The organism is Vibrio sp. 10N.247.310.23 (assembly GCF_041467155.1).
In the GTDB taxonomy this organism is placed as follows: domain Bacteria; phylum Pseudomonadota; class Gammaproteobacteria; order Enterobacterales; family Vibrionaceae; genus Vibrio; species Vibrio crassostreae_C.
In genome coordinates, this window is sequence record NZ_JBFSTZ010000019.1 from 57,525 (window position 1) to 74,907 (window position 17,383).

The 17,383-nt window shown below is 41.6% G+C and carries 6 protein-coding genes; all 6 read left to right on the top strand.

Annotated features, from left to right (window positions below; genetic code table 11):
• Positions 1-88: 88 nt before the first annotated feature.
• The 6 genes from AB6D93_RS15290 (at position 89) to AB6D93_RS15315 (ending at position 17,321) form a co-directional block, all read left to right on the top strand.
• Positions 89-7,450 (top strand): hypothetical protein, encoded by a 7,362-nt coding sequence (locus tag AB6D93_RS15290; RefSeq protein WP_102333571.1) that lies wholly within the window; start codon positions 89-91, stop codon positions 7,448-7,450.
• A gap of 195 nt (positions 7,451-7,645) precedes the next feature.
• Positions 7,646-8,407 (top strand): hypothetical protein, encoded by a 762-nt coding sequence (locus tag AB6D93_RS15295; protein WP_240799510.1) that lies wholly within the window; start codon positions 7,646-7,648, stop codon positions 8,405-8,407.
• Entirely contained in the window at positions 8,364-8,882 is a 519-nt protein-coding gene (locus tag AB6D93_RS15300) for a hypothetical protein (RefSeq protein ID WP_240799509.1), read from the top strand. The genes AB6D93_RS15295 and AB6D93_RS15300 overlap by 44 nt, the downstream gene beginning before the upstream one ends.
• An 853-nt stretch (positions 8,883-9,735) precedes the next feature.
• A complete protein-coding gene (locus AB6D93_RS15305) occupies positions 9,736-11,430 on the top strand; it encodes a hypothetical protein (RefSeq protein ID WP_102333572.1) in 1,695 nt (564 codons plus the stop codon).
• 3 nt (positions 11,431-11,433) lie between these two features.
• On the top strand, positions 11,434-12,549 hold the full coding sequence (locus AB6D93_RS15310; RefSeq protein WP_102333573.1) for a hypothetical protein: 1,116 nt from the start codon (positions 11,434-11,436) through the stop codon (positions 12,547-12,549).
• Positions 12,549-17,321: an OmpA family protein gene (locus AB6D93_RS15315; RefSeq protein WP_102333574.1), complete on the top strand. Its 4,773-nt coding sequence runs from the start codon at positions 12,549-12,551 to the stop codon at positions 17,319-17,321. Before AB6D93_RS15310 ends, AB6D93_RS15315 begins: the two co-directional genes overlap by 1 nt.
• Positions 17,322-17,383: the final 62 nt, after the last annotated feature.

Consider the following 17,383-nt stretch of genomic DNA (forward strand, 5'->3'; position numbering starts at 1 on the left):
ATTGTACTTTGCAAGTAGTTATTATGTCATGTTGAGAAAATTTTAGACGATAATATAATCGCGGCAAAATATACTCTGCCAGAATACTATGTTCACTAAAAATACGCTGAAATCAACATTAGGTCTTATTGTTACGTCGCTTATCTTAAGCGCATGTGGCGGTGGGGAAGGTGGAGGTGATAACACCCCGCCAGCAAGGAATACCGGAAGCATCTCAGGTAACGTTTTTGACGCTCCTGTGAGCGGTGCGAAAATTGAGGTGTTTGAATACAAGGATGGAAACCTAGGTAGGAAGTTAGCAAGTACGACTTCCGATGCTTTTGGTGACTACAAGGTTGAATTTGAATCTTCATCGATGCCACTTTTCATCGTAGCTAAAGAAGGCAGTTATACCGATCCCTTAACGAAAAATACAGTGTCTGTCAGTAACGGCAAAACACTGCGTTTAGAAGCCATGCTCAATTACAAAGAAGGGCGTGATCAAAACTTAGTGCTGACCCCTTTGACGAACATTGTTTCAGGCTTAACTCAATACAAAGTAGGCAGGGGAGTGTCAGACTCTACTGCTATATCGGAATCACTAAATAGCATTAACGATATGTATGGTTTCGATGTCAATGAAACTACTCCGATAGACATTACTAAAGGTGGTCAAAGTAGTTTTGCTACATCCGGTCACCAATATGGTGCATTGTTAACCGCTTATTCTTCTTATTCGTACGACCTAATTCAAAAATACGGTGATACTCAGAGTAATATTTACACATCGATGCATTTGGCTGATATCCAATATCGAGATGTCATTGCCGATGGTCTTCTTGATGGGCTGGAAATAAGTACTGTGTCGGGAGGGGTAACCCCTTTAACCTTCGGTCAACAAAAAGTCTCTAGTGATATTTACACTCACGATTTGGCACAGCATGTTCTAATTGTCGTCAATGATCCTAACTTAAATATTTCAGGAACAGACGCAGACGACTATGTTGAGTTTAGCCGTAAGATTAACGACCAAGGCACCAATAGCGGTACTGCCGGTGTGATCCCACCTCGCGACGAAACCGAAATTGATACCGAAGCGCCTACAGTGTCTAGAACAGACAGTGATGTATTGGTAAGCCTCGATAAAGTGGATATTAAGCTCAATGATGAAATTGGTGTTCAAGGTGTCTCAGCGTACCTTGAATACCAACTGGATGGTGTCTGGTCTCTCGAGAGTCAGTGTGACGATGAACAAACTGCGGGTAGTGAGTTTTGTTTCTTGGAATTCGACGGCTTTGAATCTGGTCTTAGAGAAACAAGTATTAAAGTAAGTGTAGACACAAAAGCCATTGACGCGGTAGAAGTTGATTCGGATACGGGACTCTCAAATGTAACTGCGGCACGTTTGGTTTTTTATACGACTGACGTCTTAGGTAACGAATTAGTTCAAGGGCGAGATGTTGGCCATTATGTAAACTTTGAATGGGACAACAATGCGCCGGTAATTGAAGTAACCTCGGCTAGTTCTATAAACAACAGTGCAAAAGAGTATGTGCTTAAAGGCACTGTAAAAGAAGACTCGCAAGAGATTGATTCGGTAACGGTTTCATTTAAAGGCGGTTTAGATGATAGCGTTTCTTGTGGTCATATAACTTTAGAGTCAGGCAGTGCCTGTGAATTCAGTAAGGGATATTCAACCGATGAATTCGTATCGATAACAACATTTGAAATTAAAGCCACCGATAGCAACGGGAATATTGGTAAGGAAGTTCACGAAGTCGTTCGTGATGATCAAGCGCCGGCGCAAGTGATTAGCTACCCAGAGAATGCTCCAATGAATTATGTCAACGTTAGTGTTGATGGGGAACGCGTAACTAAAGAAGATGTTTATACGCAAGACACCTACACATCAGAAACGGTTCAATCCACTCGTGATTATTTGAAGATTGATTACATTTACGCGAGCAAGGGGATTTTAAACTCAATTCCCGATGTCGATTTTAGTGACTTTAATGTCAACGACCTCAAAGATAACAAAATTCCATATGTTCGTGTCAGAGTCTCAGATGGCAACGGGGATATGGGGTTAGGATCTAGTGCCGACAAACTTAAGCTAGTTGTTAAGTATTTAGTAAGCGCAAACAATGATAATAACTACGTGCTTCAGAAGGTAACCGATACCGTAGCCTCTGCCGCTAACATACCCCACGAAACTATCTCTGATACTGAAGGACACGTAAATGAGGTTATCTATTATGTTCCTTTTGTAAAAGAAATACTTGGTGACAACTTCGCTTCGACGTCCGAGAACAGCAGTCAAAAACTAGTGATTCAAACTATTGACGAGTCTGAAAATGAAAGTGCTGAGCAAGAAGTTTATTTTCGTAGTAGCTTCGACTTGCCGACAATGACGATCGTTACTCCATTTATCGGGGCTAGTGTGCAATTGGAGGGATTAAACTCGAAGGGAGAGTTTACCTCGCTAGGAAGATGTACCACGATTCAGCACTTAGAAAGTGATGGAACAAATAAAGCACTCGATGTTGCTGGATGTGAAACAACAACTGATGTAGTTAACTACGACTTTATGCGAGTGCGGTTAATCGGTATTGATGGTAATACGCAACCGTATTACTACAAGTGGGAGAGTGATCCAGGTACACAATCAGAACAAGTGAACCTAAATAGCGCGAATATAGGTGCCTACTTTAAACTTAATGGTTCTAAGACTTTTTATATTACCGAGCTAGCAACATACCAAACCGGACTGTTTGACTCTCAATGGAATCAAGTTGAAGCTGGAAACAAGACTCCAGAGAATGCCGCACGAATTTTAGACGACGTACAATATGCTCTCGCTGGTGGAAGCGATTCATTCTTTGGTTTCGACCCAACGATCGTTTCGTATGCAACGAATGAAATATTGAAAGGTGCTATTCCGGAAAAACTGCCTAATAATTATATTCATCGGTTTTTAGTAGAAGCGATTTATGACATTACCCAAATAAACAATATGCTACTAAGTAACTCTGTTGATTTTGCTTCCGCTATCTATGATGACTTGCAGTACGATGGCCAAGCTAACGGTATTGGTAGTGGGGGTGAAAAAATAGTTCTAGATTCATATGAATTTAGCTCAAAGTCTTACCGTAATGACTTAGCGCAATCATACTATAACATTATGACTGAAAAGTATGGTGTAGCAGCTAACCTAGCTCAGCGATACGCCGATCAGATATCAATGGCGAACCCAAGCCTCGATGGCGAACAGATTATAGACGGTGATGGCGAAAGTATTGATAAATCACCGCCTCAACCTTCGCTAAGTATCGAAAATGGCCGAGAAACATGGGTTGGAAATAAACGGTACGTTGCTGGTGTTTTAGATTCACGGATTATTTTGGAAGATCCGTCAGGCATTGTCGTGGAAGAAGGCAGTCAGCCATTATTTGTTACAGTGTGGTATAAGAAAACTGAACCGAATACGGAAATCCCAATTGATCTGAATATTCGAGAGTCAGGTGGTGATAATTATAAAAAAGAGTATTTATTTACCCTTAATACCGAGTCTTCAAATCTCAAAGGGATTGTCGAGTTTGCACTTGTGACCAGTGCAATGGATGAGCATGGAAATAGCTATGGTTACAATGGAGAGGAACCACATACGGAAACTTTGTATGTGGATAATGATTATCCTTTAGCGACTTATATTCCCCCGAGCGATGGTAATGGTGATCCGATTGACGAAAATGTCTATTTGAACACCAATTATGTTCAAGAACTCACTTTCAACATTGACGATATTGTAGGAGACAAATTGGACGAGCGAGGGCTCACTTTCTACAACTCGGCAACCGGTGTTACTAATGATTATGACGCTAACTCACATTTTTCAAGTAATACAGAGGATCATTTTAAGGTAAAACTATGCTCTGGAGACAAATGTAGCAGTCAAGGTAATATTATTAGTCCAGAAGATGGTAATTGGGTGGTGTATGTTAATGCTGAAGACAATCTGTCTAATATAGTTAACCGCCAGACGACCAATGCCCCTCAATTTAGTGTATTACTTGATTCAAAAGGTCCGGTAGTAAACGGATCTAAAATTATTAACCACTTAGGTGGTAATACTAGCTGGGTACCTGATATTACTTGGAGCTTGAGTCCAGGGAGTTTGGTTGAAGTCGATATGAAGTCAGAGTCTGGCAGGCGTTTCACTTTGCAACATTACGAAACAGAACCTGAAGAGAGTACTGAGCCGTATCTATTAGGCATGCAGCCTAACGTAGAGGTGAGACTAGTTGCGGAGGCATTTAAATATAATGAGAAAAACTTCTTCTACGTAACAGCAACAGACAGTTCTTTTCCATCGGGAACACACAGTGGTGAATTTGAATTCTTGGTCGACAACAAGGGACCAGTAATTGAATTAGCTGACCCTTGGGTTTTAGACACTAATTCAGGTGAAAGCTATGTTCTTGGTACCGCATTTACTGTAAAGCTTACATCAGTATCTGACGACTCTGATGTATCTAAGGTTGAACTTTGGCAACAAGGTCAAAACGCTGCAATACGTTCAATTGACCCCAAAGATCCAACGCAGCCCTTTGATATCGAAATTACAGAAACGCAAAGTGACACTATAGTGATTGGCGAAGACAGAAAGGCTAACCTGTACCTCAAAGCCCTAGACGAATATGGGTTTGAATCTGAAACAGAAATTAGAACTGTTCTGCTAGATCGTGAAGGCCCATCACTAAAGTTAAATGCGTTTGATCCGGAAAGTTTCTATCTTGGTGATTATGTATTCAATCTTTCAGCCCAAGATTTAAATGATAGGGGAACACCATCATCAGACGGTGTTAACAATGAAACATTAGAGTATTGGACTTTCAAAGAAAACCCCTCTGATGCAAGCACCTTAGTTGGTGAAGATATGAAGATTCCTTTAAGAGGTGAAAACGATGGTGATAGTGCGATTCGCACTATCAGATTAGGTGGTTCCGACATTAGAGGGAATACGACAAGCATAGATTATGTGGTTAAAGTTCAAAACTCAAAGCCCACTATTAACTCGGTTACTTTCACATATGAAGATGGCACGCCAGTTTCTTCTGGTGGCCAGATACAAATTACTCGTGTTGAACCTGTAATTATAAGTATTGATGCTGAAGATGAGAGCGGGATCCCGCTAGTTGAAGGTACTTATAAATATGGGGAACAAACCAACAATATCTCATTTTCTCAGAAAGGTGGCCTTTGGGAAGCTAGGTTGACAGAGGCAGATCTAACGGAAGATGGTGCCTATCAGTTGGAATTCAAAGTATATAATAACGTTCGCTATAGCTCTGAACAAGAAAGGCCTGTTTCCGAACGGTCAGAAAGTATCAATGTGCAACGTCAAGGTGTTGCTCTGTCAATCGTAAAACCGACTGACTTCCAAAGTCATATATCGGGAAGTACCCTTAATGTTGAATTTGGCCCTGCGGGTGAGGTAAAAGCAAAAACATTAGAATGTTGGGTTAGAGAGAATTACACCTCAGACGGTGTGCCGGAAGATGGTTCGAACAATGCTTATTCAGGTGTTATAACTAATCCTCAAGAAAATTATAAGTGTAGCATTACAACTGATGTGAATATGTCTGTTTCACCTGTGGTTTTGATAACGAAAACAGTAGGAACGAATGATACTGAAACAGTCAATAAATTCAGCTTTAATATGATGGATATCGATGCCCCTACGGTTGAACAAGACACATATCAATTTACTGGCAATGACGTTGGTTTGAACGCCGAAGGTAAGAAAGTTCTGAGCTTAACATTGAGCTTCAAAGACAATCTTTCTGGTGTGGATATTAGTGATGGTAACGAACCGTTATTGGTAAGAAATCGATTAAATGTGTCTTTTGAACCAAATAGTTGTAGCTCTAAATTGGGTATAACGACATGTACGTATAGAGAGTTGTATGCCGATATCCTCTCTCCGGGGGCGTTACAGCACTTATACACGATTAAGAACTTGTCTGATGTCGCCGGAAACTTAGGTTCGGATCATGCGTTAGAATTATTGCTTCCAGCCCAAGGCGATTTAGAAATCGCTATTACCAGCCCTGCTGAAGATACTATTATTCGAGGTGAGACCCTTGAAATGAAATTCAAGGTGAAGGTTGGACAAAATTCTGATCTTGAAAATGTCGTCGCAACTCTAGATGGTGCGTCATATAATTTGAATGATAACCCAGAGAACTTTGGCCCTTTCACTAAGTGTGAGGATGACTATTCTTGCTCGACGTTTACCGCGCCATTAGATGACAAACTAGATGGTCAATTTATCAAGCCTAAAATTCAAATTATTGATGTATGGGGAGAGTCTATAAGCGATGAAGTCAGCGTAATGGTCGATAATAGCCTACCAAATGTTGACGACACTGTATCCCTCAATGAATCTCCGGATGATTCTAGCTTAGTTAGATTTCAGTTTTCTGTGTGGGATGAAGGTAGCGGTATAGCAAAGGTTAAGTACACAATAGTTAATCCTAAATATGTATTTGATAAAGATGACATTGGCGACAATTCACACCTTTATTTTGATCTTCCAAAAACTGAGTTAGAAGAGTTGAATTCGATACGAGTCAATGTCGAAGCAACTGACAATGTAGGTTGGACTCAAAATAAGACGATTGATATTGACATTAGGATACCAACTATTGATTTGGCTTTTGATGGAATAACGAGTTTACAAGGGGGTAAGCTTGCTTTTACTAATGATAGCCAAGCGTTCACCATTACCTCTGAAGAGGGAGAGGATGTAAAGGCTGCTTCCTATGCTATAGATTTGGTTCCAGTTTCAGGTAACACGATTAAGTTTTCTGGGAAAATAGCCTCTTCAACAGCTTCAGATACGATGACTTTTGATATCGATGCTCAAGCTGAGTATATGCAAAAAGTAACCGTAACCGATTCTATCGGGCGAGTTATTATTGACTTTAATGTGCTCAACAAGACTTACGATGCTGAAGGCATCGCATCCATTGTTGATTACCAAGCACCGGTCATTTCAAGTATCACCAGTACTCAGGATTCGATGATTCCAGAGGAAGGGCTATATTATTTGGATGTAAGAGCATACGTCTTCGATAAAAATCTAAGCAGTGTTGGTTCTACTGCGGAAAACGGTACCGATGCCCCGGTAAACCCACAATCAATTGAAGAACCGACCAAAGACGGTGACCCTTACTTGATACGTTATCTTTTATCTCCTGGCGATTATCTAATAAATGTAACGGCAGACGATTTAGTTGAACACCAGACCGAGAAGTCACTAAATACAAAAGTTGAAGCAGCAAGTATTCCAGAGCTAACAATATCAACGGCAGCATCAATGCCTTTGGCTGGTGGCGTTGAAATTCCACTTTTGTTTACCTTCACTGAAGAGGTTAATCAATTTGAATTTTCAGATGTAGAGATTTAAGCAAGTGATGGCAATGATACAGGCGAGTTGAAGCAAGCATCATGGAGTACAACAGACAATATAACTTGGTCGGTCAATTACATAACGCCTGAAAAAAAGAACAAAAACATAACCATACGAGTCGGTGATAATAGTTACGAAAGCGTAAATACTATCCCCGGTACAGGGGATAGTTTGGTTTTGGGGATTGAGGGTGTGTTACCAACCCTGTCTAGCGTGACATTTGATCCAATGCATCAGCAAGTAGGCAAAGATGTACAAGTAGCCCTTGAATTTGATAAGGAATTACAAGAAGTAACGGCCATGCTTGGTGGTAATCAAATCAACTCACTAACTGCTACGGCTGATAAGAAAGTTTGGAAGGGTAACGCTCGAGTGCCTGATACTAATGAATTAACAGTGGCTTTGATTACAGAGCAATACAAAGACCTAGTGGGTAATGTGGGCACGCAAGACAGCACACACTCGCTGCCTATCACGCCAACGTTGGACATCACACCGGTGGGCAGTGTGGACGGCAGCAATGCCGCGAACTTGGCCTTCTCAGGCACCTCGACCCGTTTTGATGGTCAAGAGCTTCGCCTGGCAGTGAAAGCGCAAGACAATGAGACGGTATTGAAAAATGGCGTTACGACCGTAGCAAGCGGTGGGGCTTGGAGCAGTACGGTGGATATCAGCGATCAACCGAACGGCAGCTACACCGTTATTGTGACGGACACCAACGCTGCAGGCGTGCAAGTAAGCGAAAGCGCAAGCTTTACGCTCGCGCAAGCGGTACCGACGTTAACGAGCGTGACGTTTAACCCAAAACACCAAGCGATAGGTCAGAGCGTATCGGTCAGTCTTAAGTTCGATAAAGCGCTGCAAGCGGCCAGTGCCGAGTTAGGTGGTACGGTCATCTCGCTGACGCAGAGTGCGGACGGGCAATGTCGATGTATTAGTCGCGACGTCGTCTGATTTGACGGTGGATTTGGTGGTGAAAGATTACCAAGACTTATTGGGTAACGTGGGGGCGCAAGACAGCACACATTCGCTGCCGATTACGCCAACTATTAGCATCTCTGCGATCAACAGCGGTAACGATGTTAACGAATCAGAGTCACCCACATTGATTCTCGATGGTACTACGGTTCGTTTTTCTGAAGGTGATAAGTTGAGCCTAAGTGTCACAGACAGTGGGGGAGTTAAAGTTTCAGATGCTGAGGTGCTGGTTAGTGAAAACGGAGTTTGGCAATATGAACTGACTCTTGATCCAATCGAAGGTGGGTCTGTGACGGTGTCACTACATGGTGCCAATGCACTTGGAGCCGATGCTACTTTGGTTGAATCTACATTTACATTAAATAAGGATGTGAACGCTGCAGTGGTCGTAGTGCCAAGTTTATTACGACAACTGCTTATTTACGACAAGGGCACAAAACTAGCAGCGTAACGCTAATCGTTATATGGAAGATTAGACAAAGGTCTGCCTATTCGGCAGACCTTTTTTGCAAATGTATCTCAGGTTGTAGGAATTTGATTATGCACAGTGGACTTAATCATTTTTATTACCCTCAATTTTATTAAGAAAATTATTGTATACCAGTGCCCAATATTGATTAGCTTAGTGATGCTGAGTCATTGAAATTAAAATTATTTTGTTTTTCCTATTTCATTATTTAGTCATATTTTCAGTCAGATAACCAATATAACTGGTGATGTAATCAGAATGGCAATTGTATAGATATTTTGCATGGTAGTTTTTGGTGTTATCCCTATAAAAGTGCCATCTTGATATTAAATGCATAATATATATAGTGTTTATATCACATCGTTATTTGATGTGGTGTTCTGCATTTTGGTACTTTAGTACCACCCTTTTAAGCCAATTTAGTGTTCCAAAATAAATCCTATTTATATTGGCTAAGTTTATGTGGGAATTTATTCCCACTTTTTTTCTCTTTTACAGATGAGAAAATGCTCAATATAACCTTCTAAATCGATGAAATGCTTCCACCAGATATGTGTGTTTAGTCTAGTTAGTATTTACTTAAGTACGCAATGAAATGATTGTTATGTGACATCCGTTCAAATTTATTTGCCTTTTTAGTTGGTCAGACGAAATGACTATTTATCCTGTTTAATTAGCTTTATTGCTAGTGTTATGGTTTTTGACGATACTCCTTCTAATCTATTGAAATTTATAACCATTACGCGTAGAATTTATTTAACCAAATCGTTTTTTAAGCCTTATCAGCTTAGTTATCACCGCAACTATATATACCTGTAGGTTGTGGAGAATCCAAATGCACTTAGTTTGCAAATTTATATCTAGTTCGTCTCTCAGTACGAACGACCTTCAATATGTCTTAACACCGGATGAGTGTGTCGGGCTATTTTCGCGCGTGCGCACCCCTAAAGACATCTTGGCTCAATTACCAAGCACTCTGCTTCAGCAGATTACTGCGTCGGCTAAAAAAAATGTCCACAGCCTGCTCAATGCTATTCGAGTAGAACTTGTAAAAGCGAACTGGGTTTGTCTTTCATCCAATGTGAGACGTCGTCCACTAACGAGTAAGCAGCTAGCAAATTTCCCCCGACTGAAATTACATGTCGATCGGGTGAGCAATAGTACTGCAGAGCGCGTTCACAAAGCTAACTACCAGCAAGTTGTCGATGATGTACCTTTGGCTCGTCACTACAACTTCTCGCCGGTTGAACCTTCCCCTGAACATAAAATCGTCGTTGAGTTTGCTGGTCAGTGGTCGAGTAATGCTGGCTGTCTGATGTTAGGAACTACCGATACTCAAAAAGAAAAAGTGACGGTAGGTAAGTCAGATCGAGAAAATAAACACCGAAGCCTCGCTACATTTAAAGATCTTGAATTAGAGCGTAAAACGCTATATATCAAAATCCCTTGTTCCGATCAGCCTCAGCCAATTTTGCTTAAACTCGCCGAAGACCTGCAGCCCGTTGATAAAGAAACGCAGATGGAAGAGTGGGATAACGTGTTGGTGCCGGTAGTTCCGCTATACAAATCGGGTTCTTCATGGGATGGCTACACGTCGGGGCGTGTTTACATTATTTGGAATGGGGAAGTTTGGCGCGAACTACAGGTAACAAATGATGGATATTTTGCTGATGTAGACATGAGCAATAGCCGAAAAAAAACAACGGAGACAAGACACGTCAATATTGATGGCTCTTCGTTGTTCCCCGGAGAGAATGTTGCTTTTGAACGGTTCACCATTTTGCAAGATGGAGTAGAAGTGTTTAGCGGCGAACTAGACATCAATGAGCAGGCAAGAGTGTTTAGTTTGGTCGCAGAGGAGGTCGAGATCAAGTTCGTTGGTTTTGAACATGAGCAATTGATGGTTCCGACACATCCTAGCCCTATGAAAGCCTCTTCTACACTGAGTGATGAGGTTCTGGGCTATCCGCTACCTCACATCTGGATACCATACAAAATCAAAGGTGAGTGCCAAGGCGTTTACCTGTATTACGCATCTCAAGCATTAAGTGATGCTGCTATTTCTGAATTAGAAAGCAATTATGAATCGATGGCTGTTTCACTAGCTGAAACGTCAGACTACAGCAGTAATCAAGAATTTACTCAACAAACCGTTTTTGCTTTGCCTGAGCTCTCTGAAAGTCAAAAAGTGAAGGCGGTTGTGAATGTACAGAACGATTGCAATGTCGCCGCAGTCAATATACCGCCTCCTGGAAGTGAGATCATATTACGCTATCGTGTTCTTAGCTCCACTGATCAACCCGATGACTATTTTATGTTACAAAACGACGAGCATAGTTGGTCGCAAAAAGCATATTTTCGTTGTGCCAAGGTCGATGAAGATGGCTATCTCAATTTACGATTTAGTGGCTGGCCTGAAAAGGTTAAAGAAGTCGATATTTTAAGGGGAGCTCATGCATCACGAGGGATTGAAACTCCCGAAACGTTTAAGTTGCGCGAAAAAGTAAAAGTTACGGATTTATTAGGCTAAAAAATGAAAAAAACACTACTAATAACGTTATTAGGCTTAGCAATCATTGGTTGTAATGATCAATCTCAACAGAGTGCTTCCCCTATTTCGAGTTCTGCGCAAACAGAGCAAGAAAAACACCCAGATCGCGTTTATGTCGGCGAGCAAAACTACTACGTAATGGAATCGGCAGTTACCAATGAGAATTGGGTATCCGATGACGAAATACAACCTATGCCGGGTCAGTTTCCTAAATACTATGTCTTTAATTCAGATGAATGGCCTAAGGAAGACATTAACGATGCTAGCTCTTATGATCTGCCGCGTTTTCAGTTTGCATGGGACAATGATGATGATGACAGGGTGAAACTGAAGATTTGGAGCATGAAGACGGATGGTACAGATTTACGTTTAGTGGTTCCAGATACCAAGGTTGATGGCATTGTACTTATTCGACGCTCTCCTAACTTGCGTTATGTTGCTTGGATAGATAGGGGAACTGGCAAGTATGTTTATGACTTACAAACGGGTGTAAAAACGCGAGTGATGGGAGGTGGCTCTCCTGGCATGGTTTGGTCAGAGGATAGCCGTTATTTATATTTTCATACCATGCCGGGACAGAATTTTGATGTTGATAACGCGCGTTGGAATTCTGAAACTGGCGAAATTGAAGCGATTGATTTTGGAGTTGGACCTTACGCTGTCCTGAAAAATAAGACGATAATGAATCTAAGTTACACAGGGGTGTTTAAGCGAGATTTAACGAACAATGCTCTGAAACATATAAGTATTAATCCAACAGGTAAGGTTCAGCAAAGAGAGTGGTTGAAATTTCGGGGTATGAGTCCAACGGGTCGATATGCTTGGGGCCAAAATAATCAGAATAGATTCATTTTTGATATTGAAAATGAAACTGTAAAAAAATACGACAAAACCGAATATGTGGGTTCAGGGATATTAGGAAAAGATGCTCGATTCAGTGCACATGACCGCGTATCTCGTATGACTGTCGTCGATCGCGAAACACATCGACGCTGGCAATGGTATGCGTTGGGTACTGGCGAAATAGGCGTTAACTCTAATATGAGCTTATACAATGGCTTGGTAAATGATGGTCTTTGGTTTAAGGAGAGTGAGTAATGGACGACGTATGTACTTACGATAAACCGATGTATTTACTGGGTGTGTATTTTCAAGGTGAAGCTACAGATGTGGGTAGCGAGTTCAGTAATTGGAATACAGTGTCAGACTTAACCAGCGTAGATCAAGTAAAGAATGTTCGGCCTATCCCATTTACCCCAATACTAATAGATGCTCTTGCCCAAGACTCTGTAACTTTGCCTAGGTTCTGGGGAAGTGACCAATATGGCAGGCTATGTAACCTATCGTACTTAGGTGAAGCTGAAGATAGTAAAAAGCAAGTACTTCTTCGCCATAATAGCCCCATCACAACGATTGATATTAATCAAAGCTATGAGATGTTGTTTCCGCCCACCAATTTAATTGGTCAATTAGCGCAAAAATCGTCATCTGTTGTTGAACTAAAAGAAACAATGAAATCACTGTATACGGAGATGAGTTGGAGAAACGTAGCGAAACGGTTTAGCCCTACCAAAATTTCTGTAAAACAACTTGCAAAGCCTTATATTCAGGAGCATGGGCAGCCCCTTTCTCAAGAAGAAGAAAACTACAACCAGTGGTATGCAGATATCCAGTTATCTGGCGTTGAGGTTATTGAGGGGTTTGTTGTACCCAGTGTTAATACTGTTAGTATCGTGTTTAGCAGCGATATTTACATAGGTGCGGAAGTCTCATTAATAAAATATTGCAGCACACTTGGCAATCAGCAAGAAACGTCAGAGGTCGTATTGGAAAGAGGCGTCGTGAGCCAGCCTTTTTATGATGATGAAGATCAAGAGTCGCAAGAATTTAATGACACTTTGCCATCTGTATCATTTAATCTACCTTCGGTTATTGAACCTGCGAATTCTGAGTCAACCTCAGAAGATGATCACATCGTGCTGGGTGATGGTTTCTACGGTCTGAGGGTTCAGTTCTTTGTTCAGGACTATCTTAAAGAAAACAAGCGTCTTCAAAATAAGTTTCCTGAAGTTATTCAGTCTGGACGACTAAGGTTTGAACGGAATAAATTGTCAGCAGTCACTGGCGTAGCAGATCAGGATTGTTATACCTACGAATTGAACGAAAAGGTAACGTTTAAATCAATCAGCGGTTACGGAAAACTCGCTATTGTGTGCGGCGACATGATCTCTCTTGAAGAGTGTTTGTTTTATCAGTACCCCCAAGCATTACCCTCCAATTACAGCGAGTTAATGACAAAAACCGGTAAATCGGTTCCTCTTAGCGGCACGGGTGTTAATACAATCGGTTTAGCTTCAGCAATCAAAAAGAACGCAGAAAGTCTGGCTGAAGGTTTTCTGATGGGAGGGAATCCATTTTCAGAAAACCTAAAAGCAACGATGTTCAGTGTAGCTAAAGGGATCTGGTCGGACATTGAGCATCAGAAATTGCCTGATTTAATGACCAGCAGTGTTGCACTCGCTTTTGGCTTTTCAGCATTTAAAGAAAGCCGTAAAGAATTGACCAAAGCGATAAGATTTGCCAATAAGGGGCTCGACTTTAATCAAGCGGCAGCCTTGGCGTTTCGCAAGAGCGGTATGAACATCTCTTTTATTAAGCGCGAACTCGATGTGATAAAAGCTAGCTTGATCACGGATACGTTCAGCGAGAACTCAACACGACTTGCGAGGTCATGGTTTAATGGCTCCGTTATGGAGAAGATGAACCGAGCATTTCCAATTCTTGAATCTGGCTCTAGCTTAGTTGACTTGTACGATTTGGTGCAAAAAGAAAACGAGCTTGAGAAGAAACCTCTTGAAGCCAAAGAAGATTTCGATGCTGTATCTCAAAGTTACCTTCAATCTATTTCAGTTATTAAAGCGTATCAACAATGGGCACAAGCGTTAGACGATGCTAAAAACGTCATCAATGGTAGCGATGGTGAGGAGATAGCCCACATAGTTGAGGACAGCCAAGGGTTAGCGATTCATATCAACTTTAAGTTCAACGAATGGCAACATGGCAATGAGCACGGCAAGCTGAGAACAGACATTAAACAAGTGTGTAAGAACTTGTCGCTATTGATGCTAGATAACCCAAGCTACAAGGTATCGATAGAAGGGCATGCTGGTAGGATTGGCTCTTCTGATGCGAACGATCTTGTTGCTGCTAATCGTGCAAAAACTGTTACCAACGCAATAACCTCCATTGACTCTAGCTTGGAAGAAAGGGTTTACACGGCGTCTTATGGAAATACTCAACCGCTTACGGCTGATAGTACCAAGAGCGATATGTCACAGACCGGAGACAGTGCCCCAGCAGCTTTAGATCGACGAGTTGAAGTTCGATTGATTATTCCTAACTATCAAGTTGTTTTACCACCGAGCCGCAGCGGAATGGTGGAATTAGAGAAAGCACGTCAGTTGAAGCAAGCATTGGATGTTGGCTTAGATGATACGCAGAAGGCGCAAGTCGCGGCGGTGTTAACCACTCTTAGCGGGTTTGCGATGTTTACTCCGCTAGCTCCGCTTGCTGCGGGTATTTTGTATCTAAAGTCCGGAGCAGAGCTAGCAGACTGTGGGTTATCTGTGTTGGACGAGCTCATTACTGAAAAAGCCTATTCTGACTTTAAAGGACGTTATCAGAATATCGACCAACTAAACCAGTTAGGTAAAATCCATATCCGAGTTCTTCAACAGTACAGAGATTTAAAAGTAACGATTGAGCGTAGTGAGATAAAGACACGTGATGAAGTTGAGTCTCATCTGAAGAATAAAGAAACGGTGCAAGAGCTGCAGAAACGATTTTTACTCCGTGCTCTTGCGCTTAATGGGCTCGTGGAACTGCTTGCTCGAATTTCGCTTTGGAACCCTAATGTTTCTAAGTTGCAAGGGCTGCTTGAGGAATATCGAGTTAAGGATTACATCGATGTTTACGTTATCAACGATAACTGGGAGGCCCCGTTAAGTAGCTACAACACCATGGCTCAGAATTGGATACAACGAGTTAGGGATGATAAGTCAGGAGCAAGTGCTGCCCGTGCTTTTGCGCAATCTTGGAAAAATGAACATTCGCCACAATTGTCACCTTTGTTGAAGAGAGCTCGTATTCAAGGGGAGTTCAATAAAGGCTTCCCTGTACAAGCCCGTCTATATCAGGGGGATGCGGACAATGGCTTTAACGATTTCGCAAACATGTTCGATAACAATGTGGAGTCTGTTAAATCGGACGATATCGGCTTCAGCCGTTTATTAGTTGATAGTAGAGGGGATGGGATTTCTTGGAAGCCATTTGACGAGTGGATTTCCCCAAACAAAACCAATCGAATTACGCCTTTTACACGTGTTAAGGTTCAGATTGTTTTATCAAGTAATGCCTCTAAATCTAAGAAAAAGATATTCAAGACAAAGCTGCAATACTGTTGTGAACGGTCGCTTTGGGACTTTAAAGGGCCAAGCTTTGAAGTTCTGATGGCGCCGCGAAAAGCGGATGATCTAACTTTGTGCGGGAGCAACGATAAGCTAAAAAGTTACTTTGACCAACACGCAGTTGAAGAGCATCTGACATGTGTTGAATTTGAGCCAACATATTGGTTCGGCGAATATGAAATCCCAGGTCTTAAGCCTTTATACTCAAATTACGAGATGCAAAGCTTCGATAAATGGAAACAAAGTGGAGAAGCTCGCTCAATGCAATACTATTTCACTGCTGATGGGAATACGTTGTCTCTAGCAGGTATTGAACAGCAGTTATTCAAGTTTAACTATGGTGTCGATGACAATAACACCTATGGTAAGCAGTGTTATCTGAATGACGATGGAGAAGTCGAGGTTGATGGTTTACCACTTGTTCTATACGACGGTCTGGCGAATAGGCAAGTAGTGATTAACGAATATGATTTACTAATCGAAGAGTTTGTTAAAAGTACTTCTGCTAAAAAATCTGAAGGTATTGCACCGTATCTAAAAGGTGATGTTTCGATCTTTAGTGCTGTTTCGAAAGGCAGTGGTTTTGAGTGGTTCGATGATAGAGCACCAAAATCCTCTGTACTTGATTGGTCTAATGATAAACCAGTTACTATATATGTCGCGTTTCTTTCCGAAGGAGGCGAAAAAGATGTGTACAGACGTATGATGGGAGAGAACTATCAGGTGCCAATGCGTTTATCTTTGTCGATTGAAGAGCAAGAGTCGATGTTTTCAAAAGACACGACTGAAGGGCCAAGTTTCTTCGGTTCACTGCTGGAAGTTGGTGAATACACTTATAAGAAAGATGTCCCTTCTCCTTATGCAAAAGTAGAAATCAAAGAGGTCAATTTCACTGATACTAACTCCGAACTTGCATCTGGGTTGGGAGCTTTTGTGGAGGAGTTTCAGTCGAAAGTTAATGTAGATCCCAATAGATACCTAGATCCATTTAGTGACCGTAGAACGCTACATATTGTTAAGTTTGAGCTTAGATACACCTCTCCTACTGGACGACGAGTGCCTACTTTGAGGCCATTTGGTCCTATTGTAGACAAGATAAAAGCAGAGTTCTTACCGGTGCATATTTCGGTATCATCGTTATCGCAAACGGGGCTTGCACCCGGCGTAGGGGAGTATCCTATAAAGCAGCCTCAGAAATTGTCTTTGCCTGGTGGTCAAAAATACAGTGTGCAAGGGATGCCTTGGATGGAGATTGAAGGCGATGCTTCTCGAATGAACGATTCAGCTTTTCTCTATTGGCAAAAAGAGTTAGCGAACAACCCGGTGAAACGAAAAGCGTGGATCGAGGATTGGATTGTGAAAGAACCGATGAATGTAAGCGTTCCGGAACAAAAATCAATATAAAAAAACCGCCTTCGGGCGGTTTTTTTGTTTCTATCGGACTGACTGAACACTCTGTTGTAATT

Excerpts from the sequence above, each read along its gene's own strand:
- AB6D93_RS15290 (WP_102333571.1), top strand. The coding sequence starts at position 89 with ATGTTCACTAAAAATACGCTGAAATCAACATTAGGTCTTATTGTTACG.
- AB6D93_RS15305 (WP_102333572.1), top strand. The coding sequence starts at position 9,736 with ATGCACTTAGTTTGCAAATTTATATCTAGTTCGTCTCTCAGTACGAAC.
- AB6D93_RS15310 (WP_102333573.1), top strand. The coding sequence starts at position 11,434 with ATGAAAAAAACACTACTAATAACGTTATTAGGCTTAGCAATCATTGGT.
- AB6D93_RS15315 (WP_102333574.1), top strand. The coding sequence starts at position 12,549 with ATGGACGACGTATGTACTTACGATAAACCGATGTATTTACTGGGTGTG.